At 54.8% G+C, this 25,408-nt stretch carries 14 protein-coding genes and 2 pseudogenes; 1 reads left to right on the top strand and 15 read right to left on the bottom strand.

Features of this window, described 5'->3' with window-relative positions; genetic code table 11:
• Nucleotides 1-34 precede the first annotated feature (34 nt).
• The 15 genes and pseudogenes from OSC10802_RS42790 to OSC10802_RS0131880 form a co-directional block, all read right to left on the bottom strand.
• Nucleotides 35-1,294 carry a glycoside hydrolase family 3 N-terminal domain-containing protein gene (locus OSC10802_RS42790; protein WP_232731863.1) on the bottom strand — a complete coding sequence of 420 codons (1,260 nt, stop codon included), beginning with the start codon at nt 1,292-1,294 and terminating at the stop codon, nt 35-37.
• A 247-nt stretch (nt 1,295-1,541) separates the two neighbouring features.
• A complete protein-coding gene (locus OSC10802_RS0131960) occupies nt 1,542-1,994 on the bottom strand; it encodes a nitrate reductase associated protein (protein ID WP_017720841.1) in 453 nt (150 codons plus the stop codon).
• A 265-nt stretch (nt 1,995-2,259) separates the two neighbouring features.
• Nucleotides 2,260-4,458, bottom strand: a complete 2,199-nt coding sequence (locus OSC10802_RS0131955; protein WP_017720840.1) for a molybdopterin oxidoreductase family protein — start codon at nt 4,456-4,458, stop codon at nt 2,260-2,262.
• A 218-nt stretch (nt 4,459-4,676) separates the two neighbouring features.
• Nucleotides 4,677-6,263 (bottom strand): NarK family nitrate/nitrite MFS transporter, encoded by a 1,587-nt coding sequence (locus OSC10802_RS42785; RefSeq protein WP_082218444.1) that lies wholly within the window; start codon nt 6,261-6,263, stop codon nt 4,677-4,679.
• A 1,582-nt stretch (nt 6,264-7,845) separates the two neighbouring features.
• Nucleotides 7,846-8,700 (bottom strand): annotated as a pseudogene (locus tag OSC10802_RS55085) (ABC transporter ATP-binding protein); the annotation flags it as partial.
• 84 nt (nt 8,701-8,784) lie between these two features.
• The gene (locus OSC10802_RS0131940) at nt 8,785-10,797 is read right to left on the bottom strand and encodes a nitrate ABC transporter ATP-binding protein (protein WP_017720837.1); all 2,013 of its coding nucleotides are present in this window, start codon (nt 10,795-10,797) and stop codon (nt 8,785-8,787) included.
• A 136-nt stretch (nt 10,798-10,933) separates the two neighbouring features.
• Nucleotides 10,934-11,770 carry a nitrate ABC transporter permease gene (ntrB, locus tag OSC10802_RS0131935; RefSeq protein WP_017720836.1) on the bottom strand — a complete coding sequence of 279 codons (837 nt, stop codon included), beginning with the start codon at nt 11,768-11,770 and terminating at the stop codon, nt 10,934-10,936.
• A 92-nt stretch (nt 11,771-11,862) separates the two neighbouring features.
• A complete protein-coding gene (locus OSC10802_RS0131930; protein ID WP_017720835.1) occupies nt 11,863-13,191 on the bottom strand; it encodes a CmpA/NrtA family ABC transporter substrate-binding protein in 1,329 nt (442 codons plus the stop codon).
• A gap of 293 nt (nt 13,192-13,484) precedes the next feature.
• Nucleotides 13,485-15,374, bottom strand: coding sequence for a ferredoxin--nitrite reductase (locus tag OSC10802_RS0131925; RefSeq protein WP_017720834.1), 1,890 nt, complete (start codon nt 15,372-15,374; stop codon nt 13,485-13,487).
• 761 nt (nt 15,375-16,135) lie between these two features.
• Nucleotides 16,136-16,291 (bottom strand): annotated as a pseudogene (locus OSC10802_RS53500) (RNA-guided endonuclease TnpB family protein); the annotation flags it as partial.
• Between the two features lie 628 nt (nt 16,292-16,919).
• Entirely contained in the window at nt 16,920-17,438 is a 519-nt protein-coding gene (locus tag OSC10802_RS0131905; RefSeq protein WP_017720830.1) for a hypothetical protein, read from the bottom strand.
• A gap of 410 nt (nt 17,439-17,848) precedes the next feature.
• Complete coding sequence (locus tag OSC10802_RS0131895) at nt 17,849-19,378, bottom strand: ABC transporter ATP-binding protein (protein ID WP_017720828.1); 1,530 nt, start codon at nt 19,376-19,378, stop codon at nt 17,849-17,851.
• Between the two features lie 49 nt (nt 19,379-19,427).
• Complete coding sequence (locus OSC10802_RS0131890; RefSeq protein WP_017720827.1) at nt 19,428-20,357, bottom strand: ABC transporter permease; 930 nt, start codon at nt 20,355-20,357, stop codon at nt 19,428-19,430.
• Between the two features lie 63 nt (nt 20,358-20,420).
• Nucleotides 20,421-21,599, bottom strand: a complete 1,179-nt coding sequence (locus tag OSC10802_RS0131885; RefSeq protein WP_017720826.1) for an ABC transporter permease — start codon at nt 21,597-21,599, stop codon at nt 20,421-20,423.
• Nucleotides 21,600-21,621: 22 nt separating this feature from the next.
• On the bottom strand, nt 21,622-22,821 hold the full coding sequence (locus OSC10802_RS0131880; RefSeq protein WP_026098995.1) for a BMP family ABC transporter substrate-binding protein: 1,200 nt from the start codon (nt 22,819-22,821) through the stop codon (nt 21,622-21,624).
• Between the two features lie 746 nt (nt 22,822-23,567).
• Here OSC10802_RS0131880 and treZ point away from each other — a divergent pair.
• A complete protein-coding gene (gene treZ / locus OSC10802_RS0131865) occupies nt 23,568-25,388 on the top strand; it encodes a malto-oligosyltrehalose trehalohydrolase (RefSeq protein ID WP_017720822.1) in 1,821 nt (606 codons plus the stop codon).
• Nucleotides 25,389-25,408: the final 20 nt, after the last annotated feature.

The raw sequence follows: 25,408 nt of genomic DNA, 5'->3' as shown, positions 1-25,408 counted from the left end.
GGTAAGAAACCGGGTTTCTGAATCAATCTTTCGCTCAGGAGGCAAAGTTTGTCGCAGAAACCCGGTTTCTGAGGAGGCGAAGGGATCTTTTATCCAGTCTTTTCCCGCTCTTTTCTAGCATTTCGCCATCCAACTTGCCCTGTTCTTCAGCCTTTAGCAAGGCGCGCATGGCTTTGTAATACAAATCCTTGTCGTATGAAATCAGAATCAAATCCACACCGGCATTCACCGCCAGAACAGCAGCATTCTCCACCCCATCCTCACTTCCATAGACCGCGTGCATGCTAAAATCGTCTGTAATCAGAATACCATCTTGCTGCCAGCTGTTTCTAATAATTCCTGTGACTGCCGGTTTGGAAAACGAGACTGGACGCTTGGCATCAACCGCCGTCAGTTTAGCGTGTCCCAGCATAGTAAACGCCTGAGAGTTGCGCATCACCTCCCGAAATGGCACCCAGTCCTCCCGCATTAATTCCTCTACTGGCGCGCGCAATTCGGCGCTGTCGATATGCGTATCTGTCTCCACCCTTCCCAGTCCGGGAAAATGTTTAATGGTACACCTAACCCCAGATTCTTCCAAAGTTTGGCAGTACCACAGCGCCACCTTTGCCACCACGTCCTTATCCGCAGATATTGCTCGCCGGTAAATCTGAGAAAATTTGTCACTGGGATTGACAATTCCCTTGTTTAAGTCTACCACCGGCGCAAAATTCAGATTCACTCCCAGCTCAGCCAACTCCCTCCCCTGCTGTCTGGCATACTGAATGACCTCCTTCTTTTTGCGCTCTACTTGCGTCTCTCCCTCAACAATCTTTGATAGGGGAGGCAATTGACTCAGCGGTGGGGAGAGTCGGGAGACGATGCCGCCTTCTTGGTCCGTGGCAACCCACAAAGGGGGCAAACCCTGACTGCGGCGAATATCTTGCAGCGCTTTGATTTCTTGCTGGATTTCTTGCCGGCTTTTATTGCTGACATTTTTGGCGGTGACAAACACCCCACCAACGGCTTTCTTGGAAACCAATTGTTTGATTTCGTCGAAATTGCTGTAACCGGCAACAAAGTGCCGGCCTAACTTTTCCAGCCGGTAGGGATTTGCATTTAAAACGCTCTGTTTCGCCAGCGCAAAATTGATTTCTCCCGCCACAGCGGCGAACAGTCCCAAACAAGCGACCGCCACAACCGCCTTACTGAGAGCGGCTTTCTGGTTGGGTTTCTCTTTTGTTAGCCCTAGGAGTTCAGAAAAGATTAATCCCAAACAGAAGACGGCAATCGCCCCCAAGAGCTCAAATCTCACACTCGCCAAAAGAGGCGACCTCACATAGAAAGCGACCGGCAAAATTGCTGCCGCTATAAAGAGTTTAAGGAGAGAAATTAGCACAGGATTTATAAAGCAATTGTTAAGTACCTCGTAGCGTTCCCTATCCCACCGGCACAGATGGAGGTGCATTCCCGCGCGAGGGAATGCACCCTACCCCTGAGAAACCCGGTTTCTTTAAGAAACCGGGTTTCTGGGGCCTACTTCACAGGGTTTGCCTAGCCGCTCAAACCACACCAAATTCCTTGAGCGCCGGCAAGAAATTGCTGTTTTCGTGTTCCGACCGGCTGAGTTTAATCAAAGCGAAGCGGCGCAGGGGAGCGAGAGTTGCCCACTGTGCCGGTGTCAGCGCCACCCCAACTTCCTCCGCCTTTTTCCGCACGCTGTCGGGGACAGTTGCTTCATCCATCCAAGCGGGATGAGCATCGGCAGGCAAATCAGCAGGAAGCTTGCCGGTGTGTTCCAAAACGAGCCGGTGCAGCAACTCCCGGTAAGCTTTTGCCTCCTCAGAGGTACTTGCCGGCATATCCACCAGCGCCTGCTTTTCTTCCTGGCTGAACCGGTTCCACTCAGCCAATTTCAGCTTAACCCCACAAGTATCTAAATTCAAGCGCACCTGCATGGGAATGCAGCGCAGGGAATCCACAAAATCAGCTTCAAACTGAAATAACTCACTCATATCAATTTTAGATTTATCCCTCTAGGCCCCCTGCGGTAAGACTGCGGCTACCGCGTGGGAACGAGTATAACATTAGAGACAAGGTCATGCCCTTATCTCTCCCGAAGCCAAGGTTCCTGATCAGTGCGTTCCCAGGTAGAACCTGGGAAACAAAATAACGAGTAAATAATTCTTGGCGCTCTACTCTGCGGGAAGCCGAGAAAGCGCGTCTATGGTGTCTTGGCGGTAAAAAAAAAACAACCCCCACAAACAGCCCAACTCAATTCTACACCGGCACACCCGCCTCAAAAACCCCCAGTTCAGAAACCGCAACCCCACCAACACCAACCGGCACCAACTGCACCGCACAAGCTTTTAACTCCGGCTGTTTGGAATCCGGACAGCATTCTGGGTGAGTCAGGGCGTTCGCCTCAGCGTTTTCAGCCCACAGCGCGCCCCAGTGCATCGGCACAAAAACCGCCCCCGGAGAAATTGCCTTCGTCACCTTAGCCGGAAATCGAGCTTTGCCGCGCCTAGAGAGCACCTCAACGCAGTCGCCCTCAGCAATCCCCAGTTTTTCCGCATCGCGGGGGTGAATCTCAATAAACGGATTCGGGTGCATCTGGCGGATTTTCTCAATCCGACCGGTGCGACTTTGCGTGTGCCAGTGACCGTAGAGCCTGCCGGTAGTCAGCACAAAAGGATAGTTCAAATCGGGAGGTTCCGCCAACCCATTAGAGTGATACGCGCCAAACCGCGCCCGCCCATCCGGCGTATGGAAGCGCAAATCCGTGTACAGGCGGGATGAGTCGCGTTTTTCGCCACTCGTCATGTCGGGAAAAGGCCACTGAATAGGGCCTAATTGCTTCAACTTCTCGTGGCTCAAACCCGTCATATCGCAAGGACGCCCCCCTGTCAGCCGCACGAATTCGGCATACACCTCAGCTGAGTTTTGGAAAGAAAACTTGTCAGCAAAACCCAATCTTCGACCCACTTCCGCAAAGATTTCCCAGTCGGGGCGGGCAATGCCCTTGGGGGAGCGAAACGCCTCGCACAGCGTCACGCGGCGTTCCGAATTCGTCATCACGCCGGTTTTCTCGCCCCACTGCGCTGCTGGCAGCAAAACGTGGGCGTAAGCTGCAGTTTCCGTCGGGTAATAGGCATCTTGATAAACCGTAAACGGAGACTTGAGCAGGGCAGCTTTGGTGCGTTCCAGATCCGGCATGCTCACCACCGGATTTGTCGCCGCCACCCACAGGAAACCAACCTCGCCGGTTTCCAAACCCGTTATCATCTCCCAGGCGGTGCGGCCAATATTCGGCGAGATTTGACCGGCTTTCAGCCCCCAGAATTGCTCAACTTCCGCACGGTGTTGGGGGTTTTTCACCAAACGGTAGCCCGGCAGCAGGTTCGCCAAACCGCCCGCTTCCCGCCCGCCCATCGCATTGGGCTGGCCGGTGAGGGAAAATGGGCCAGCACCAGGCTTGCCAATTTGGCCGGTCATCAGGTGCAGGTTGATGATGCTGCGCACCTTAGCGGTTCCTTCGGAAGACTGGTTGACGCCCATCGACCACAAGGACAGGACGCGCTTGGACTCGCCCCAGTAGCGGGCGGCAGTTTCCAGCTCATCGAGGCGGATGCCGCAGGTTCTCGCCACCAGTTCCGGCGGATAGGAGCGAATCACTTCAGCGAAGTCGGGGAAGTTCGCCGTGCATTCGTCAATGAATGCCGTATCGAGATAGCCCCTGCGCATCAGCAGGTGAGCGATGCCGTTGAGCAAGTCAATATCCGTGCCCGGTCGAATGGCTAGGTGCAAATCGGCGTCTTCAGCGGTGGTTGTGCGGCGCGGATCTACCACAATCATTTTAACATGTTTGTTCTTTTTGTGGTATTTCCGCAGCCGGTTGTAGATAATCGGGTGGCACTCAGCGGTGTTGGTGCCAATCAAAAAGGCGCAGTCGGTAAGCTCTAAATCGTCGTAGCAGCAGGGAGGTCCGTCGGAACCGAAGCTTTGAATATAGCCGGCCACTGCGCTCGACATGCACAAGCGGGAGTTGGCGTCAAAATTATTCGTGCCCAAACAGCCTTTCATCAGTTTTTGGGCGATATAGTAGTCCTCAGTTTGAAGTTGCCCGGAACCGTACATGCAAATAGCGTCCGGTCCTTGCGTAAAGCGAACGGTTTGGATGCGATTGACGATTGCGTCTAAAGCGTCATCCCAGCTGACTCGCCGGAACTCTTCATCCAGGGAATTGCGCATCATGGGATGCAGGAGCCGGCTTTTGTCAATCGCCTCGGCAATCGTCGCGCCTTTGACGCAAACCAATCCCTGCGAGGAGGGATGCTCGCGATCTCCTCTTACTTTCCAAATCGGAGTTCCTTCAGCGTCTCGGTTGGTTGGCTTGCCCAGTTGGGCGGGGGGCGACACTTCTAAACCGCAGCCGACGCCACAGTATGGACAAAGGGTTTTCGTTGAGTCAGCCATAATTTCCGTCCTCAGTTCTCTGCGGTCGATATCCTTGTATAAAGTCCGGTTTATTACTCGCCATTAACTCTGATAATAGTCTCTGTTATCCCTGCCTACCATACCAATTGCTTATCTTCAGTTAAGTAAAATTTATCTCCCAGCTGTCCCGATTGGGGTGCTATCCCCCTCACCTATTTCTCGAAACCAGTGAGGTGGGATAGCAGGCACGCGGAACGCTACACTTGGCTGCGTTTGTCTCTGAGCACCGGCAGGGTTTCGGGTGCCGGCTCGCCTGCCGGTGCGGGTGCCGGTGCGGGTGCCGGTGCGGGTGCCGGTGCGGGTGCCGGTGCGCCGGCTCCCTCTTCATATTTAGCGGCAAAGGAGCCTTTCGGTTCTTTCAGGAAGAAGGCGCACAAACTGGCGCAGATGAGAGCGGCGACGCCCATTGTGGCAAATAGGGTTTGGGGAGCTGTGTCAGCCGGCGCTAAGCTGTAAATCGTCAGGTAAACCACGCCGCCAAAGTTACCGTAAGCCCCTACAATGCCGGCAATTTGTCCGGTACTTTCTTTTTTAATCAGCGGTGCCATTGCAAAGGTTGCGCCGCAACCGGCTTGCGCGAAGTAGGCGCAGAACATAGTGACGCCAACTGCCAGCCAAATCGGCCAGCTAGAGTTGATGCCGCTGGCGAGCAGGTAACCAATGCCGATGCCGGCGCTGACGACAGTCATCGTCCACTTGCGACTGCCCAGCTTATCAGAAATTAAGCCGCCGCTGGGACGGGAAACAAGGTTGAGGAAGGGATAGGTGGCAGCTATCATCCCCGCCATCACATGTTCGAGAGAGAAGGTGTGCTCGAAAAATGCCGGCAGCATGGAAACGGCGGCTAATTCGCTGCCAAAGTTGGTCACATAAGTGAACCCGAGCAAGGCAACTTGGCGAAACTGGTAGCGCTCAGCTGGGGAGTAAATTTTTGTGCCTTCCAGCAGTTCCCGGTTCACTTTCCACGCTTTGTAGGTTTGGTAGCCAAACAGCCACCCCAACAGCAGCCAGACGACAAGCATTTGGTCTGTCGTCAGGAAGTGAATCTTCGGCTGAGCCAGACGCCACGCCAGCAATCCCAGGGCAAAAATTAAGCCAAAATTCATCGCCAGCATCGCATAATAGCTGGGCGCACTGGTCACTTCCATTGCCCCACTGCGCTTGGGGCGCTGGTAAGTTTTGCCGGGAGGGGTGTCTGTGACGCTGCGGAAATAAATCGTGCCATAGACGGCTGAAATAATGCCGGTGAGCGCTATTGCTAAGCGCCAGTTGGTGGCTCCTCCCGCCAGAAATGCTGTGGCGACAGCAACCGAGGGCAGGGCAAATTCCGCCCCAAACGCACCGAAGTTCCCCCAGCCGCCATAAATCCCTTGCGCGATGCCAATTTCTTTCGGGGGGAACCACTCGGCTACCATGCGGATTCCCACTACAAACCCGGCTCCTACAACGCCCATCAGCAATCGGGCTAGAACCAGGTGGTGAAAGTTCTGGGAAGCAGCTGTGGCAAAACAGGGAACTATCGCAAACACCAGCAGCGATGAGAAGGTGATTCGCGGTCCGAAGCGGTCCAGCAGCATGCCAATGATGATGCGTGCCGGGATCGTCAGCGCTAGGTTGCAAATTCCTAAGGTCTTGATTTGCTCTGGTGCTAGATGGAATTCTTTCCCAATCGTTGTGGCGAATGGCGCAAAGTTAAACCAGTCCACAAAGGTGAGAAAAAACGCCAGCCAACTCAGGTGGAGGATGCGATAGCGTCCCCGTAATGACCACATCTCTTGTAGCATGCAAAACCTTCCTAAATGAATTGGGTTTAAGGACTAAAAGCCAGTTGAAGTCTGAAGTCTAAACCCTGAACTGTAAACCCTCACCCTTCCCACTCACGCTCGTACAGCTAAGTGCCCTAGCCCCACATCCGGGTAAACTTGTATAAAATATACTTATATTGTCTGGGGCAATTTTTCCAGATTTAGCCTCGTTTCATTTTGCATCTGGCGTGAAGGCACCCCCACCTGAGGAGCCGTTGTTTCCGGACTATACAGCTAATGCTTTCGGTTTGACTTCATGGCTTTATCCCTCAGTCTTGGTGAATTGCTTCTTCTAAGTTAAAGGTAGGCGGGTTGCCAGGGGAGATTCGTATCTTTCATTACAAAATCTCACCCGCCATGACTTTCCCGCATGATATGAATGCCGTTTTTACATGGCACCCGCTTGAGCGCGATTGACGGGTTCAACCGGCAAGCTGAAGCCGGCCCTCCAACCTGTCCCGATTTCTAACGCTCCCTACTTCCGCTTAAATAGTTTAATTACCACCGAGCGCCTCTTTGATGCCAACCTTTGCTTATAGCAGCAGTCATATTGGTTAGGACGTAGGACAGGCGTCTCGCCTGTCCCGGATATAAAGCGCAGGACAGGCGTTCTCTCCAACGAGCCTGTCCTAATCTAAGTGGCTACAGCTATCCCCCCAAAATGTATAAATAACTAATCAAAAGTAAAAAATTGAAAATTACGGGCTGTGCGGACAGCGCAGCCCGTCAGGCCAGAGAAATTCGTTGCGGTTATTAACCGACGTTGCTATAAATATAAAATTTTTATTATTTTTACGGACAGCCAAAAATATTCCTTATCTAAGCGCCGGCGTGCGGCAGTGGACAGGCGAGACGCCTGTCCTACGTCTTATTGAGGGGGACCGGCGGGATATGTCCCATACCCTTCCTAGGGGTTGACCTCTAGCACGCCGGTGGGGGCAAACACCACCTGGAATTGGGCCACCGGCTGCTCAGCCGCATCACCGGCATTATTGCCGGCTCGCTCGCTCAGCACCGGCAAAGGCGTTTCCCCAACGTAATCCTTAGCAGCTGGACTGACCGGCTCGTAACCAACAATCGCCCCATCTGCCTTAACCCTAACCCGGTACACCAAATCCTCCCCAAAAGTCGGGACAGTTCGCCAACTGGCGTCAATTTCGTCGAAAAGCTTCCATTTCAGCTGTTCTAGCACAGCAGGGTCAGTAATTGCCGGCGCTGCAGTTGCGCTGGAATCGGATAACTTGCCGGTTGAGTCAGACACCGTGGCGGTTGCGCCGGAAGAGGGAAGGGCGGAGTTGGACACCGGTGCGGTTGCGCCGGAAGAGGGAAGGGCGGAGTTGGACACAGGTGCGGTTGCGCCGGAAGAGGTGCCGGTTGATTCGGACACAGGTGCGCTCGACTGGATAACCGCAGTTTGTGCCGGCGTCTGGGAAGCAATCTTAACCGAACGACTCAAACCAATCCCCGCCGCCGCAACCGCCGCCAGCGCCAGCGCCGCACCGGCTTTAAGGGCCAAACCCCGCCCTCTCGGTGAGGGAGCCGCATCCTCTGCCGAACTCAGATCTTCACTGTGGGCGAACCGGTGGAACAAGAAGTCCAAAGCATAGTTGCGCAATTCCCGGTATCGCGGATCTTCCATCACCTGCGAGCGCACCCGAGGTCTTTTGAAAGGAATTTCCAGCACCTCACCAATCTTAGCGGAAGGGCCATTAGTCATCATCACCAGCCGGTCGGCCAAAAACAGCGCCTCATCAATATCGTGAGTGATCATCAGCACCGTCACCCGGTGCTCCCTCCAGATTTGCAGCAATTCTTCTTGCAGCTCTTCCTTAGTGATCGCGTCGAGCGCCCCGAAAGGCTCATCCAGAATCAACACTTGGGGGCGAATCGCCAAAGCGCGGGCAATTGCCACCCGCTGCTTCATCCCGCCCGACAGTTGACCGGGACGCTTGTTTGCCGCTTCCGCCAGTCCCACCATTGCCAGGTGTTCCTCAACAATTGCCACTTTTTCAGCGTGGGATTTTTCGGGATAAGCGGATTTAACCGCCAGGTAGACATTCTCAAACGCCGTTTTCCAAGGCAAAAGGCAATAGTTCTGGAACACCATCATCCGGTCTGGTCCGGGTTTGCTGATGCGCCGGTTTTGCAGGCGCACCTCGCCGCCGGTGGGCGTGCTGAAACCGGCAACCATATTGAGCAATGTAGATTTGCCGCAGCCAGAGTGACCGATAATGCAAATAAACTCGCCCTCAGCGACATTCAGGCTGACATCGTTAAGTACGGTATAGGGGCCGGTGGGAGTGGGATAGACCTTGGAAACGCTCTCGATCTCCAAAAACGGTTCGCGCCGGGAGTTCGATGCTTCCAGTTTTGAGTTTTTAGTTTTTTGAGTTAAAGAGGCGCTTGTTAATTGCATCTTCAGGCACTAGGGGATAAGGGATTGGGAATTGGGGTCAGAAACCCGGTTTCTTTAAGAAACCGGGTTTCTCAGCTTTCACTATCAAGCAGCTTGTTTGGTTGGGGAATCGATGAGGATTTCTTCGATGCGGAGTTCGCGCCGGATGGTGAACCGCTGGAGATAGCCGGTGGGATCGTCTGGGTTGAAAACCACGCCGTCAAACAGTTCAAAAGGCTTGCGATCGGGCTCGGCATCTGGCCATCCCAGCTGTCGGGCGGCTTCGCCGTACAGGTCCACGCGGCGGACTCGTTCGAGGATTTCGATCCAGTTTTTGGGGAAGGGGGTTAAGCCCCAGCGAGCCATCTGGGTCAAAATCCACAGCCCCTCGGCTCGTCCGGGACAGTTGGTATTTTCGATGTGGAACTGGTGGTAGCGCCGCAGCAGCAAAGGCGGTTCGCCGGTGCCGCAGTCGTAGGGAGCGATGAAACCCGGGCGGGTGTGTTCTGGGGCGGAACCGACATACTCGGGCCGGCACAGCAATGGCAGGATTTCTTGCCGGTGCTGCGGATTGTCGCAATATTCGCACGCTTCCAGGAGAGCTTTGAGCAGGGCGATGTGGGTTTCGGGATATGTGTTGGCCCAGTCTTCGCGGACGCCGAGGACTTTTTCAGGATTTCCGGGCCAAATATCGAGGTCGGTAGCGATGACAAAGCCCAACCCTTCCCTGACGGCTTGAGCGTTCCAGGGTGCGCCGGCGCAGTAGCCGTCAATTTTCCCCGCTTTGAGGCTGGCAGCCATTTGGGATGGGGGGAGCACGACTAAATTGATATCTCGGTCGGGATCGATGCCCCCACTGGCCAGCCAGTAACGCAGCATCAGGTTGTGCATTGAGGAGGGATGCACGACGCCGAGGTTGAAAACTCTATCTGGGCTTTGGGCGATTGCGGCTTTCAGGTCATTGAGGGTGCGCACCCCTTGCTGGTAAAACTGCTGGCTCAAGGTAATGGCGTTGCCATTGCGGCTGAGGACCAGGGCGGTGACCGCCGGCACCGGCGCAAAGCCACCCATGCCCAGTGTCAGCCCCAGGGGCATGCCGGCCACCATCTGGGCGGCGTCCAGGCGTCCGGCGCTGACGCCTTCTGCGATTGCTTTCCAGCTGGTTTCGCGGCAGAGGGTGACGTTTTCCAAACCGTGCTTCTGGAAAAAGCCTTGTTCTTTTGCCACCACCAGCGGCGCGCAGTCTGTCAGGGGGAGGAAGCCAATTTGCAAATTGACTTTTTCCACACCGGCACTCTTGCGCCCGGCGGCAGCCGGCTGTTTGGCCTTGCGTTTCTTGTCCCGCTTCTGCTGGTTGAGGAAGTTAATCATCTGATTCCGCAAGTCGTAGTAGCTGGGGTGGTTGACCACTTCCATGCGGTGGCGGGGGCGGGGGATGGGAACCTCCAGAATCTGGCCAATGTGAGATTCTGGGCCATTGGTGAGCATGACGATGCGGTCAGACAGCAGCAGCGCCTCATCGACATCGTGAGTCACCATGATGGCGGTGACGTGGCTTTCTTCGCAGATTTCCATCAATTTTTCTTGCAAACCACCCCTGGTGAGGGCGTCCAGCGCGCCAAAGGGTTCGTCCAGCAGCAGCACCTTGGGGCGGATGGCCAGGGCGCGGGCGATGGCGACGCGCTGTTTCATCCCGCCGGACAGTTCGCCCGGTCGCTTATTGGCGGCGTGTCGCAGCCCCACCATCTCAATGTGGTGTTCGATGATGCTGCGGCGCTCTCCGCTGGGTTTGTCTTTGAGGACTCGGTTGACGGCGAGGGCGATGTTCTGGCGCACGGTGAGCCAGGGCAAGAGGGAATAGTTCTGGAAAACGACCATGCGGTCTGGGCCAGGGCCTTTGATTTGCCGGCCTTCTAGAATCGCGCCCCCGTGCGTCGGTTTGTCCAAACCGGCCACCATATTCAGCAAGGTGGATTTGCCGCAGCCCGAGTGCCCGATTAAGGAGATGAATTCTCCTCTGTTGATTTTCAGTTCGATATTTTTGAGGGCGACGTAGCTGTTGCCGTTGGGCAGGGGGAAGACTTTATCAATATGATCGATTTCTAGGAAGGCTGACATGGATTTGGGGAATTTATGAGGAGTTAGTGGGGCCGGGATTGGGGGATTTGGGGATTTTTTTTCGGTGTTCTCTCGTTCCCAGGCTCTGCCTGGGAACGCCTATCCAGAGGCTCTGCCTCCTTTCTCGTGAGGGGGGTTATTTCTGTTCTTTGGGGACAGCGATTGAGGCGATGTAGGCGACGAGCCGGTCTAGCAGGAGTCCCACAATTCCGACGTAAATTAGGGCGATGATAATCTGGCTGAGGAGGGAGTTGTTGTAGGCGTCCCAGATAAAGAAGCCGATCCCCACACCGCCCACGAGCATTTCTGCGGCGACAATGGCCAGCCAAGACAGCCCTATGCCGATTCTCAAGCCGGTGAATATATAGGGAACTGTGGCGGGAAATAAGATACTTACAAAGTATTCAGCCCCAGAAAGCTGCAAAACTTTGGCCACGTTCCTGTAATCTTGTGGCAGCTGCTGCACCCCTACGGTGGTGTTAATAATTATAGGCCAAATTGAGGTGATGAATATGACGAATATCGCTGAGGGGTTGCTTTGCTGAAATGCCGCCAGGGAAATGGGCAGCCAAGCCAGGGGGGGAATGGTGCGCAGGACCTGGAAGATCGGGTCTAGGGCTTCATAGAGGGATTTGTTGACGCCAATCAGGATGCCCAGCGCTATGCCAACTATGGCTGACAGGGAGAAGCCAATGGCCACTCGCTGCAAGCTGGCAAAAATTTGCAAGGCCAAGCCTTTATCTGTGCCGCCGTTGTCAAAAAATGGATTGATGATATAGGGGTCCCAGGTGTCCGCCAGCACTTGCATTGGTCCAGGCAACCCTTTTGAGCCGGGCGGGCACAATATTTGCCATATTACCATAATAATGGCGAGGGCAATCAGGGGCTTGATTATTTTTTGGGAGTTTTTTTGCAGGTATGAAAGCATTAAATTCGGCTGGACGTTAGCGGTTCTGGTCAGATTGGCGGTCATTCTGTTTCCTGTGCTGGGTTCTGGGGGTTGGGCCAGGATTTGGGGATTTGGGGATTTGGCTGTTCGCTTTTTCCCCTCAACTCCCTTGTCTGCTACGCTTTCTTGATGGCTAGGCTTTTTAAGTATTCTTCTGGTTTCTCTGGATCGAATTTTATCCCATCAAAGAAGGTCTCTACGCCGCGAGAGGTGCTGGCGGGAATTTGGGCGGCTGGTACGCCTAGGGTTTTGGCGGCTTCTCTCCACAGGTCTTCCCGGTTCACTCTGTCAACGATTTCCTTGGTTTTGGTGTCAGCGGGAAGGTAGCCCCAGCGAATGTTTTCGGTGAGGAACCACAGGTCGTGGCTTTTGTAAGGATAGGAGGCGCTATCTGACCAGAATTTCATCAGCAGTGGGCTGTTCTGAACGGGGGGGCGACCGTCGCCGTAGTCAATGTTGCCTTTGGCGCGTTCGATGATGTCTTTCGCCGGCACTTTGAACCACTTCGCCTGGGAGACGATTTGGCACATTTCTTCTTTGTTTTCCAGTTTGTCGCACCACTGCTGGGCTTCCAGCACTGCCATTAATATAGCTTTGGCGGCTTTGGGGTGTTTGTCAACCCAGTCAGCCCGCATGGCAAAGGCTTTTTCGGGATGGTCTTTCCAGAGTTCGCCGGTGAGTAGGGCGGTGTAGCCCTGTCCTTGGTTGACGAGTTGCGCGTTCCAGGGTTCGCCGACGCAGAAGGCTTCCATGTTGCCGGTTTTCATGTTGGCAACCATCTGGGGCGGCGGGATGGGGACGACGGAAATATCTTGGTCGGGAATTATCCCGCCGGCGGCTAGCCAGTAGCGCATCCACATGTCGTGGGTTCCGCCAGGAAAGGTAATGGCGGCTTTGAGTTCGGTTTTGCCGGCACTTTTGGCTTGGGCGAAGGCGTCTTTGAGTCCTTTGCTCTCTAAGCCTACTTTGAACTCTTTGTAGGAATTGGCTATGGAAATAGCCTGACCGTTGGTGTTCAGCCGCGCCAGGAGGTACATGGGCACCGGCTGCTTGTTTTTGGTTTGACCCAAGGACATCAGGTAAGGCATGGGGCTCAAGATGTGGGCCCCGTCAATCCCGCCGCCGGCTGAGCCGATTTCTAAGTTGTCCCGCGTTACCGGCCAAGAGGCTTGTTTGACAACTTCGACATCTTTCATGCCGTATTTGTCAAACAAGCCTTTTTCTTTGGCCACAATCAGGGGGGCGGAATCGGTGAGGGCGATGAATCCCAGTTTGGCAGCGGTGACTTCGGGTGCGTCGGCGGGGTTGATGTTGGCTGCCGGTGCGGCGCTGGAGGTCTGCTTCGCTGTGTTTGTGGGGCCTGAACTGCAGCCGTGAGCCAGCAGGGTGCCGGCGGTGGCAGCCCCTGCAGTTAAGATGAATTTGCGTCGGGAAAAATTCGTCATCAAAGTAGTGTGTTGATTTGCAAGTTGTGGCTTATCTTTACCCACAGAATGTAGTTGAACTGCCTCCAGAACGAGGCCCCACACTACAGGATATCTCGAAATCGGCGATCGAACAGTATTGTATTTAGCAAAAACAGGCGGTTTTGGCAATTTGTTCTGGCTGCTCGGTGGCGGTTAGGGGTGAGGGGTTAGGGGTTAGGGATTAGGGAAATGGTTTTAGGAAAAAAGTTGATACTTAACCCCATGCCCCATGCCCCATGCCCCATGCCCCATGCCCCATGCCCCATGCCTGATTAAGCGTCAATCACGACTCGTCCCACAGGTTGGGCGCTGCAGGCCAAGATATACCCTCCCTCGCGGTCGCTGTCGTCGAGCGCTTGCGGATCTTGGGTGTAGTTGACTTCTCCTTTGAGGAGTTTTTGCTTGCAGGTGCCGCAGTTTCCTGACCGGCAGCTGGAAGGAAGCTCAATGCCTTCTCGTTCTGCCGCCTCCAGGATGGTTTCATCTCCCTCACAGGCGATTTTTTTCTTGGATTTAGACAGGACGACGACAGCCGGCTGGGAAGAGGGCTTGGATTCGGCGGGCACTTCTATAACGGGGGCAGCTGCGGCGCTATGTCCGTTGCCGTTCAGTGCCGGTTCGAGGGCAAATTCGACCTTGGGTTGAGCGCCGAACTGCTCGATCAGCAAACTGCGCAGCACCGGCTTGAGGTCTTCGCAAGGAATGCCCTTGGTGACACAGGTGCCGAGATGGGCGTCTTTGCCCACTTTGCCGCCCATATAGATGTCAGCACCTTCCACAGTTTTGCCATTTTTGCGGGTTTTTGTCCCCATCAAACCGATATCGGCGACTTGGGGCTGGCCGCAGGAATTGGGGCAGCCTGTCCAGTGAATCCGCACCGGCTTGGTCAGGGACAGTTCGGCTTCCAGTTCTTTAATCATCGCCAGGGCGCGATTTTTGGTTTCAATGAGGGCGAAGTTGCAGAACTGCGCGCCGGTGCAGGAAACCAGCGCCCGCGTCAGGGGGTCTGGATTGATGGAGAAGCGCTCTAGGAGCGGTTCTTTCAAGAAGGTTTCCAGGCGGGAGTCGGGGATGTTGGGGAGGATGGCGTTTTGCTCGACGGTGAGGCGGATTTCACCACTGCCGTAAACGTCCGCCATGCGAGCCAAATCAAACATGTCCGGAGCGTACAGGCGACCAATGGGGATGTGCAATCCTGCATAGTTCAAGCCCGGTTGCTTTTGCCGGTAAACGCCGATGTGGTCGCGCTTTTCCCAGTCGATTTCATCTTTGGGTGCGGCGGTTGCCAGCTCTCGCCCCAACTGCTTTTCGACTTGCGCCCGGAATTTTTCTACGCCCCACTCGTCTATCAGCCACATCAGCCGAGCTTTTTGCCGGTTGGCTCGCAGACCGCTGTCGCGATATACTGTCAGAATGGCAAGGCTCAAGTCAACGACCTCGCTGTTGGGTTTCACCCAGACATTCAGAGGAATGGCTGCTTCGCAGCGCTTGGCGGAGAAAAAGCCGCCGACGATAACGTTGAAGCCCAACTCGCCATTTTTATACGCCGGCACGAAGGCAATGTCGTTGATTTCTGCGTGGACTGAGTTATCGCGACCGCCTTCAATGGCAATGTTGAATTTTCTGGGCAAGTTGGTAAATTCTGGGTTGCCCTCACCGTTGTTGGTGATCGCGTCTTGAAGTTGGCGCACCAGCCCTCGGGTGTCAATCAATTCGCCGGCGTCGAGATCGGCCACCGGCGAGCCGGTGATGTTGCGCACGTTGTCCATGCCAGACTGGACGCTGGTCAGACCGACGGCTTTCAGGCGTCTGAAGATATCTGGAATGTCCTGAATTCGGATTCCCCGCAGCTGGAGATTTTGCCGGGTGGTGATGTCGGCATTGCCGTCGTCGCCGTAGCGCTGGACAATCTCGGCGAGCACTCGCATTTGAGTGCTGGTGAGAATGCCGTTGGGGATGCGCATCCGCATCATAAATTTGCCGGGAGTGACGGGGCGGAAGAAGACGCCTAGCCACTTTAGCCGGTAGTCCCGGTCGGTTTCGTCCATCGCTTCCCAGCCAATCTCGGCAAAGCGATCCAGTTCAGCCTTTACGGCAAGCCCGTCTTTTTCGGCTTTGATTTTTTCAAATTTGTTGAGGCTGCTGGTGGCTGCCACTGTCATCGGTTTACTCTCCTTGAATCTTTAATATGTGAGTTGTGCTGTTTCTGAAGTTGCTCTGCTGTTGCGCGCGCCCGCCTAAACTCTGTTTGTCTCAGCTTATGTATGAGATTTGAAAAACTTATTTGTATTTTTGGCAACAGAATGATAAGCGGTTCTGTCACGATGCCCTGTCAGGGATTGTGCGGACCGGCGCGTTCCCGGCATGGCGTTCAATTCAATAGTGGGCGTACTTCTCAAAAAGCCGGTTGCTTCATCCGTTAGCTGTTGGTTAAGGGTGGTTTGTAGATACCTTAAATCCAGCAAACAGGGGTAAATCGTATACTTTGTTACAGAATATTACAGGAAATGCGATTAATGCAATTATATGATGCAGTTTTTACATCATTGACATCGAGTCGAGCGGATTCACCGCAACTAGCAGTTTGGGACACTGGGCACTGGGTGCGAGCCACTGGGTGCGGGCCACTGGGCACTGGGCATTTTGGATTTTGGATTGATTGTTTTCCTCAATGCCCCACGCCCCATGCCCCATGCCCCCCAAGCCGCTGCCCCCATGCCCTATGCCCAGATATCAGACAGGACTGGCCACGACGCACGGCCATCAGACGGCTGCCCAAGGCAACCTATAGAAATAGGATTTCCCACCGTCACTGTTTCCGGCTGTGGGGAGGGGAGGTCTTCTATTGCTAGATGCAAATCTTGGATGGTGAACTTATCTGTTTTCATGGCTAGCTGAGGGTAAGATGCCATCCCTGATACATTTACGCGACATCGTTCCGGACATTACCGGACATGCAACGATAGCACTATCGCCGTCAAAGACGATAGAGGCGGTATCCCGCAAAGCTTTTAGGAAAATCCCACGCATCGCTATTCCAGTCCCGTGGGAGCATAAACCCGCAATTGGGACAGTGGAAAGTGAGCCTCATCTATTAAGTCTCGAATTTTAGTCCGCATCCTTTGAGCAGCGAGCCTCATGCTGTGCCGCCGCTTCTTTGGGTTTGACATATTTTGTCAATAGGACTGTCCTCGAACTCTGCGTCTATTATATCACGCTATTCGGCTTTGCCCAGAACCTTTGCGATTAAATTTTACTCTCCAACGCAGCCACAATCTGCAGCCTGCGGTTGCCAAAATGCCCTAACGTTTTGTGCCCCCAGACAAAAAGACCCGCCTCAAACGAGCTGGCGGGATTGAAAACCATATTGGTACCGGCTTTGAAAGAAGTATTTATACCAGTCTAAGATACTGGATTCCCGGCGGCTGCGCATCTACCCAGAGGAAGATGTGAGCCCCGCTGAAATCAGCCTTCTGGAAGAAAAGACTCCGTTCCGGAAAATAATCGACCGTGCCGGCACTCAAGTGGGCCACAGGACAGACCCTGGAAATGGCGCATGGGGCATAAGGCATAGCGTATAGGGCATAGGGCATAGGGCATAGGGCATAGGGCATAGGGCATAGGGCATTTAGAAAAACAATCAATCCCCAATCCAAAATCCGGGCATCCAAAATCCGGGCATCCAAAATCCGGGCATCCAAAATTCCCTAGAGCCTCAGCCAAGCTGTCGCGATGATTTGGGCCACTTCCCGAGTGGGCCCTGCTAAGCTATCGACCCCTCTCAAGCCTTTTTCTAGAGATTCAAGAGCCAGATCAATCAGGTCTTTATCCGGCTTGTCCTTTTTGAGTTCTTCCAGGACAACTTCCAGGGTTGATTCCAGATTTTTCTTTTGGTTGTTTTTCAAAATAGAAGTTCGGACTATTCCTTTTTTTATCAGGCGCAACAAGTCGAGAGCCTCTTGAATCTCTGTGGTGCGAGCTTCAGCGCTACTTCCCTCTAAGTTTGTCGCTGCTTCTGCTGAAACTTGACCGCCGGCAAAAGCATTCCCCTCTCTCACCCTAATGCTGCCGGTGAATGGAGACGGCTGGGTTTTTTTCTGGAAGCGGGAAGCCGGTGCGCCGGCTCCATCCAAAACCGCCGGCAGCTGCTCTTGCAGCTGGGCTTTTTCTTCTGGAGTGAGATTTTTTAGGATGTCCAGAATTTCGTCTAAACTGTATTTGGGCATTAGGGTTTACCAGAGGTGCGGTTTCCTGACAGGAGCAGTAGGGTGAGTTCCGCGAGCTTAACACCCTACCACATCAAGAAACCAGATTTATTGCCGCCGCCCTGTTAGGGTTAATTATGCCGGCTTTTTCAGACATTCCAACTCAAGTCGCTGCTGTCCGGATTCTTTGGCCGGCAGTTTGGCAAAAACGAAATTAGGGCGCTCAGCAGTGGGCGGGGGTGCATTGGGCATGGCTATAGCGGGTTCCAGTTGAGTGAAGTGCGCATGAGAACCCCGGTTTCTTAAAGAAACCGGGGTTCTCACCACCTCACTAATATGAAAACCGCTCTATAGAGCTTTTCTCTTGCGTAAAAGGCTTGACTGGCGGGTTTTCAATCCCCAATCCAAAATCCAAAATCCAAAATTGTTAGTCAGTGCCCTGCCATGCGGTGACCAATCTCAACTAAATCGGCTGTGGCAACTTCGCTCTCCAACACAAATGCCCCACCGGCCATCACCACAAGCCGGTCCGCCAGCGCTAGCAATTCATCTAAATCCTCACTTACCAGCAGCACGGCGACTCCCCGATTCCTCGCCGCAACCAGCTGGGAGTGTATCCACTCAACCGCCGCCACATCTAACCCAAAACAGGGATTCGCTGCGATTAGCAATCTAGCACTTTCTGATGACAGCTCTCGCGCCAGAACAGTGCGCTGCTGGTTCCCGCCAGAAAGCAGGCTCACCGGCATATCCACAGAGGTCGCTCTCACAGAAAACCGCTCAACCAAAGCCTGCGCGACGCGGCGCATCGCTTGCCGGTCGAGAAACCCACCCTTCTTGGCGATGGGAGGCCGGTCGAAGCTGCGCAGAGCGATATTTTCCGCAACACTCATGTGAGGGACACACGCATTTCGCAGCGGTTCTTCTGGCAAGCAAAAAATCTGGTGCCTCACCATTTCTGCCCGCGTTGCTGTGTAGACTTCCCCATTTACCAAAATTTTCCCTGCCGTGGCGCGGCGCTGTCCTGCTAGCACTTCTACCAGCTCCCGCTGACCGTTTCCAGAAACACCGGCAATCCCGACAATCTCGCCGGCACGCACGCTTAAATTCACTCCCGCGACAGCCTCCAAACCATTATCCCTATCAGCGCGAATCCCCTGAAGAACCAGCACCGGCTCTCCAGGCGACTGGCTTGTTTTCGACCGGGGAACAAAGGAGCGCTCCTCACCCAGCATCATCTCAGCCAAGTCTGCGGTTGAGAAATCCTCAACAGCGCCGCCCCCCGCAACCTGACCGCGCCGCAGCACCGTAACTTCACCAGCAAACGCCATCACTTCCCGAAATTTGTGAGTGATGAGCAAAACGCTTAACTTTCCCGCCTTTACGGCGTCGCGGAGCAACCCCAAAACCTCATTCGCCTCATCAGGAGTCAGCGCAGAAGTCGGCTCATCGAGAATCAAGACCCGATTTTTAAGGTACAGCTGTTTGAGGATTTCTACTTTTTGCTTTTCCCCAGCCGCCAGTTGCTCGACCGGCGCGTGAAGGCTGACTTGAAAAGGAGCAGTTTCCAGAAACGCATTTAACCGCTGGTATTCCGACTTCCAGTCGATAAACTTAGGAGTGTCAGGGCGAGCCAGCACGAGATTTTCTGCCACAGTCATTGCGGGGATGAGGGTGAAGTGCTGGTAAACCATGCCAATGCCATACTTGCAGGCGTCGTAGGGGCTGGCGACGGTTCTGGGAATCCCGTTAATGAGGATTGTACCGGCATCCGCAGTGTGGTAGCCGGTGACGCATTTTACCAGCGTACTTTTCCCCGCGCCATTTTCTCCCAGCAGGGCGTGAAACGTAGCCGGTTTGAGTTTCAGGGAAACGCCACCCACTGCTGTCATGGAGCCGAATCGCTTGACGATATTCACCAGTTCGATTTCGGGGGGGCTGTCTGGCAATTTTGGATGCATGGATTGTAGATTTTGGATTTATTGCGCACCGGCTTTTTAAGGCTTGGAATTAATCATTGTTTTTCCCTAGCGCTCCTGGGGAGCCGGCGGATGTGCGAGCCGGCGAACAGGTAAAAATCATCACCGCGAGTGTCAAAATATAGGGAGCGGCATTAAACAGGTGGTAGTAGGAACCGACGCCGGCGGACTGCAAGGCTGGGCCAAGCGCCTGCGCCCCGCCGAACAGCAAGGCGGCGTACAGGCACCGCAGGGGATTCCAGCGGGCGAAGATGACTAATGCCACCGCCACCAGCCCCTGTCCGCTGGAGATGCGCTCATTCCAACTCCCTGGATAGTACAGGGATAAGTAAGCGCCCCCAATGCCGGCAAGAAAACTCCCCGCTACGATGCACAGTGTGCGGACTCGCTTGACGGGGACGCCCATCGCTCTGGCGGCTTCTGGGCTCTCGCCGGCGGCGCGGATGAAAAGCCCCGGGCGGGTGGAGCGGAAAAACCACTGCATCAAGGGGGCGAGCGCGGCACCGATTAAAAACAGGGGGCTGACTTTCAGCGCCGCCCGGATTTGCGGCATTTCGCTCCAGTTGCCGAATTCAAGGGCGGGTAACTGGGGAGCCGCCGGCTGAATAAACGGCTTTCCCAGGAAGAAAGCCAAACCGCTGCCAAAAATAATCATGGCGATGCCAACGGCGACATCGCTGACTCCCGGGCGCTGCGCCAAAAAGGCGTGAATCGCCCCCAACGCCATGCCGGCGCACCCTGCGGCGAGCACGCCCAGCCAGGGGGAGCCGGTGAGGTAGGATATGGCATAGGCGCTCATCGCCCCCATGAGCAGGGTGCCTTCTAGACCGAGATTGATTTTGCCGCTTTTTTCTGTCAGGCACTCGCCTAAGCTGACGAACAGGAAGGGAGCGCTGCCCCGCAAGGTGCCGGCGGCTATCGCTAGGGGCACTCCCCACCAGCCCAGAGATTCTGCTGTCACTGTTTTTTGTTTGTTGTGTTTGCAGGAAGGGTTTTAACCGCCAAGACGCCAGGGACACTAAGATTATCTCTTTGTTGGCAAGCCTTGCGGGTGTCTGAAAGGAGAAAAAATTGGAAGTTTTCCGTATAGAGACTCGCTGAATAGGACGGTGAGGAAGACGATTCCCTGGAAGACGAGAACGGTGGCGTCGGGGAGTTGGTGGGCTCGCTGGAGAATGCCGCCGCTGGCGAGAATGCCGCCAAGGAGGATGGCGCAGAGGATGGCGGCGAGGGGATTGTGGCGGGCGGCAAAGGCCACTAGGATGCCGGTGTAGCCATAGTTGGCGTTCAGGGACTCGTTGGCTCGCCCGTGGACGGCGGCGACTTCGACAGTGCCGGCCAGTCCCGCACAGGAGCCGGCTAGAAAACAAATAGCTAAGGTTAGTTTGCCCACCGGCAGTCCCGCCATGCGAGCCGCCCGCAAATTGCCGCCGGCGGTGCGGGCGGCAAAGCCAAAGGTGGTGCGCCGAATCAGGATATAGGCGATTGCGCAGGCAATCAGGCCGAAGGCGAGGCCGTAATGAACGCGGGTGCCGGGGAGAGTCCCGAGCATATTGGCCTCTGGGATGGCGTAGGTGGAAGGCTTGTTGAGGCTGCTGGGGTCGCGCATTGGCCCTTCTACGAGGTGGTTCATCAGGGCGATGGCAATGTAGTTGAGCAGCAAGCTGCTGATGGTTTCATTGACGCCGCGATAGTGCCGCAGCGCTCCGGCAAAGGCGACCCACAGCCCGCCGCTGACTGTGCCGGCAAGGGCCATTGCCAGTTGGGCGATGAGAGGGGGGGCAGCCGGCAGGGCCAGTCCCGCCGCCACCGCCGCCACCCCCCCGGCGACGAGAGCGCCCTCATTGCCAATAATCACCAAACCCAGCTGGAAGGGCAGCAGGGTGCACAGGGAGCTCAGCATCAGCGGTGCGGCCCGAATTAAGGTGTTTTGCCAGGAAAACCAGCTGCCAAATGCCGCTGTGTAAATGGAAGCGCAGACCTCTGCCGGGTTAGCGCCGGCCAGGGCGCAAAACACTGCAAATACAAGCAGGGATACGAGCAGCGCTCCCACCGGCAGGCAAATTGCTTCCAAGGCTGGCCCGAGGCGGCGATAACGCATGGCGATTGTTTCAATTCCGTTTCCGGGATTCAGCTGGCCAAAAATCTTCTCCTCCTGCAACCTGCTGAAATCATTATTGCATTCATTTGGGCTTGTTTGCACAACCCTTGATGCTCCCTGGCGATTAGCTCTTGACGCTACCGAGGGCACCTTCGACGAGCCAGTTCATGGATTCTAGCTCAATGTCTTGCTGCTTGTACTCCTTGCCGGCAGGGATGATAACTTTGCCGGTGCTGTCTTTGATTTCGCCTTTGTAAATCACCATTGTGCCGGCTTTGAACTTAGCCAGTGCGGCTTCAGCATCTTTTTTAGCGGCTTCACTGACAGCGGGGCCATAAGGCGACAGCTTGCAAAAGCCTTCTTTCAACCCCCCCCGCAGCAGGTGAGGGATGCTGCCATCCATCAGGGTTTTGCCATCGCGAAGCATTTCTGCGTATTTGGAGTAAACATTTGCCCAGTCCCACTCAGCGCCGGTGAGATAGCCTTTGGGGGCGAGGGCGGCTTGATTGGCGTGGTAGCCGCAGCAAAAAATCCCCCGTTTCTCTGCTGTTTCGATGACGACTTTGGGGCTGTCTACGTGACTGGTGACGGCATCGACGCCCCGGTCTGCCAGGCTGTTGACGGCTTCGGCTTCTTTCACCGGCAGCGCCCAGTCGCCGGTAAAGATGGCCTGGGTTGTTACTGCCGGCTTGACGCTTCGCGCCCCCAGGGTAAAGCTGTTGATGTTCCGCAATACGACGGGTATGGGTTTGGCTGCAATAAACCCCAATTTGCCGGTTTTGGAGGTGTGAGCGGCAACGATGCCAGAAATATAATTCGCCTCGTCGATGTAGCCATAGTAGCTGCCCACATTTTTGGGGTGCTTGCCCTCCTGATAGAGCCCGCCGCAGTGGAAGAATTGCACTTGCGGGTATTCCCGGGCGACTTTCAGGATGTGCGGGTCAAAGTAGCCAAAGGAGGTGGGGAACAGGACGGTTACGCCGTCAATGTTGATCATGTTCCGCATGGTTTCTTCGACGGCTGCTGTTTCGGGAACGCTGGCTTCCTCCACTGTCTTGACCCAGCTCAGTTTGGAGATGCCGGCTTTGCCTTCGGCGTGAGCTTGGTTGTAGCCGCTGTCGTCTTTCGGCCCAACGTAGATAAACCCCATGTTGACGGTTTTGCCAGTGCCGGCTGGGGCTTGACCGGTTTGGCTGTGCTGCTGCGCCGGCGTGCAGCCGGTGGCAAAGCGCACGGTCGCGCCACAGGTGCCGGCTGCCAGCAAACCTCGAATCACTTGCCGGCGCGATAAGCGCGATAAGGACAGGGAACGTCTGGGACTCACAGGGGGGGCACTCCTTATTAGGGGTTTGCGGTTTGGGGTTTGCGGTTGGGGCTTAAGATAGCACAGGTGCCGGCCTGACGGGGAATTTTGATAAAACAGAACGGCGACTGCTGCCAGCTGCTGCCGGTTTGGGGTGACGCTGTTTTAACGGTTTGAGCCAGCAACCGCCATTTTCAGGAACCGGCTGTCTCTGACTTTTGCGGCGAGTCGCTTGCGCATTGTAACTCAAGTCCCCGTATCCGCATCAGCCTTTGGAAAGATTTATAAAACTGAGGCGCTCCCCATCCAGCGGAGTGTGTGGCCCGCTACTTATAAGATATTCTTATGTTTAGTTTTATAAAGTTGCGGGAATTGGCGAGCCAGTTAGATTAAGATGGAGTGCATAAAGATGGGCTTGATTTCGGGCGCGCTTAATGCAATGCTGAAAATCAGCGCCTGCCGAGAGCCGTATGTTAGGGTGAAACAGCGTCAGGGTTTTAGGCGCAGGAGGGAAGAAGAGCAGACGCCTGAATACAGTGCGACGGTTCGAGTCAAATCTGGGCCACTTCTGCTTAAGCCAAAGCGCTAGGACGCTGTGGGAGGAATGAAAAAGAAGAGCGACAGCAGAAAAAGCTTGGCAGATAGCTTGAGAAGGCAGGAAAGTCAAAGGGGGTTGACTTGGCTAAATTTTGACATTGGAAGTGCGCGAAAGAAGACGAGAAAAACAGAACACCTGAAAGACGAAGTTTGAGTCAAGGAGATTCAAGGTGAAAATCGGAGCTAATTATCAGGGTGAAGGCCGGTGCGAATTTACCGTTTGGGCACCCTTTCGCAGAGAAGTTGCGGTGCGAGTCGTTTCTCCTGACAAGCGCCCGATCCCGATGCAGCGGGACGAGGGGGGGTACTGGAAAGCAACAGCTGAAGGCATAGATCCGGGAACACTGTATTTCTACAAACTGGACGGGGAAGCCAACAGACCTGACCCAGCATCGCACTCGCAACCCAATGGCCCGCACGAGGCGTCTGAGGTGGTGGATCACAGCCAGATGAAGTGGACGGATGCCGGCTGGTCGGGCGTTCCCCTGGAGGAAATGATTATTTACGAACTGCACACCGGCACGTTCACGCCGGAGGGCACCTTTGAGGCGATTATTTCCCGATTGGCAGAGTTGCGGGATTTAGGTGTCAATGCCATTGAAATTATGCCAATCGCGCAATTTCCCGGCGACCGCAACTGGGGTTATGATGGCACTTATCCGTATGCGGTGCAGAATTCCTACGGCGGTCCGCAAGGATTGAAGCAACTGGTTGACGCCGCACACCAGCGGGGAATCTCAATCATTCTGGATGTGGTGTACAACCACTTTGGCCCGGAAGGAAACTACACCGGCCAATATGGCCCCTACATGACAGAAAAATACAATACGCCTTGGGGCTGGGCGATGAACTTTGATGACGCCCACAGCCCCGAGGTCCGCAACTACTTTATTGAAAATGCCCTCTACTGGTTCGATCGCTACCACATTGACGCCCTGCGACTGGATGCCGTCCACGCGATGTATGACTTGGGGGCGAAGCACTTCTTGCAGGAATTGGCGGACAGGGTGGCGGCGCTTTCCGAGTCCGTTGGGCGCAAACTCTATCTAATTGCGGAGAGCGATTTAAACGACGTGAGGGTGATTCACGAAAAAGAGTTTTGCGGGTATGGCATGGACGCGCAGTGGATCGACGATTTCCACCACTGCCTTCACACCTTGCTCACCGGCGAGCAGCTGGGCTACTATCAGGATTACGGTCAGTGCCAGCAGCTGGGAAAAGCCTATAAAGAAAGCTTTGTTTACTCCTGGACATACTCGCCCCACAGGCAAAGATATCACGGCAGCGATGCCAGCGACCGTCCGGGGCAGCAATTTGTCATTTGCGCCCAAAATCACGACCAAGTTGGGAATCGAATGCTGGGCGACCGGCTGGCGAACCTCGTCTCCTTTGAGGCGCTGAAGCTGGCTGCCGGTGCGCTTTTGCTGTCTCCCAACATCCCCCTTCTGTTTATGGGTGAGGAGTACGGCGAAGAATCTCCCTTTCTCTACTTTGTAAGCCACACCGACCCGGACTTGTGCCAAGCCGTCCGAGAGGGGAGGAAAAAAGAATTCGCCGCGTTTCATCTGGAAGGGGAGTACATCGATCCTGAGAGTCGCGAGACGTTTGAGAAATCCAAGTTGAAATGGGGGAAGCGGGAAGAGGGCAAGCACAAAACCCTGCGGGAATTTTACCAGCATCTCATTCAGCTGCGCCGCACGATACCCGCTCTGCAAAAGCTCGACAAGCAGAATTTAGAAGCCTCGGCGATTGAGGGAGAGAAGATTTTGTTCCTTCACCGCTGGAACGGAGAGAGCCAAATATACTGTATAATGAACTTTAATGCCAAAGAGGTGACGGTTAAGCACCAACATCCTAGCGGAAATTGGCACAAGATTTTGGACTCGTCTGACACCAAGTGGATGGGTTCAGAGCCCACACTGCCAGACCAGCTGGAGCCCGATGGTAAACTGACAGTCAAACGTCACAGTTTTGCGCTCTACCAGCAGTAAGCCCAAAGTTTGTAGTTGGG

Origin of the sequence: Kamptonema formosum PCC 10802 (assembly GCF_000332335.1) — a bacterium.
Taxonomy (GTDB): domain Bacteria; phylum Cyanobacteriota; class Cyanobacteriia; order Cyanobacteriales; family Oscillatoriaceae; genus Oscillatoria.
Note: the sequence above shows the minus strand (reverse complement) of the source record. Positions and strands in the feature narration are given on the sequence as shown.

Excerpts from the sequence above, each read along its gene's own strand:
- OSC10802_RS0131960 (WP_017720841.1), bottom strand. The coding sequence starts at position 1,994 with ATGAGTGAGTTATTTCAGTTTGAAGCTGATTTTGTGGATTCCCTGCGC.
- OSC10802_RS0131955 (WP_017720840.1), bottom strand. The coding sequence starts at position 4,458 with ATGGCTGACTCAACGAAAACCCTTTGTCCATACTGTGGCGTCGGCTGC.
- OSC10802_RS42785 (WP_082218444.1), bottom strand. The coding sequence starts at position 6,263 with ATGCTACAAGAGATGTGGTCATTACGGGGACGCTATCGCATCCTCCAC.
- OSC10802_RS0131940 (WP_017720837.1), bottom strand. The coding sequence starts at position 10,797 with ATGTCAGCCTTCCTAGAAATCGATCATATTGATAAAGTCTTCCCCCTG.
- ntrB (WP_017720836.1), bottom strand. The coding sequence starts at position 11,770 with ATGACCGCCAATCTGACCAGAACCGCTAACGTCCAGCCGAATTTAATG.
- OSC10802_RS0131930 (WP_017720835.1), bottom strand. The coding sequence starts at position 13,191 with ATGACGAATTTTTCCCGACGCAAATTCATCTTAACTGCAGGGGCTGCC.
- OSC10802_RS0131925 (WP_017720834.1), bottom strand. The coding sequence starts at position 15,374 with ATGACAGTGGCAGCCACCAGCAGCCTCAACAAATTTGAAAAAATCAAA.
- OSC10802_RS0131905 (WP_017720830.1), bottom strand. The coding sequence starts at position 17,438 with ATGCCCAAATACAGTTTAGACGAAATTCTGGACATCCTAAAAAATCTC.
- OSC10802_RS0131895 (WP_017720828.1), bottom strand. The coding sequence starts at position 19,378 with ATGCATCCAAAATTGCCAGACAGCCCCCCCGAAATCGAACTGGTGAAT.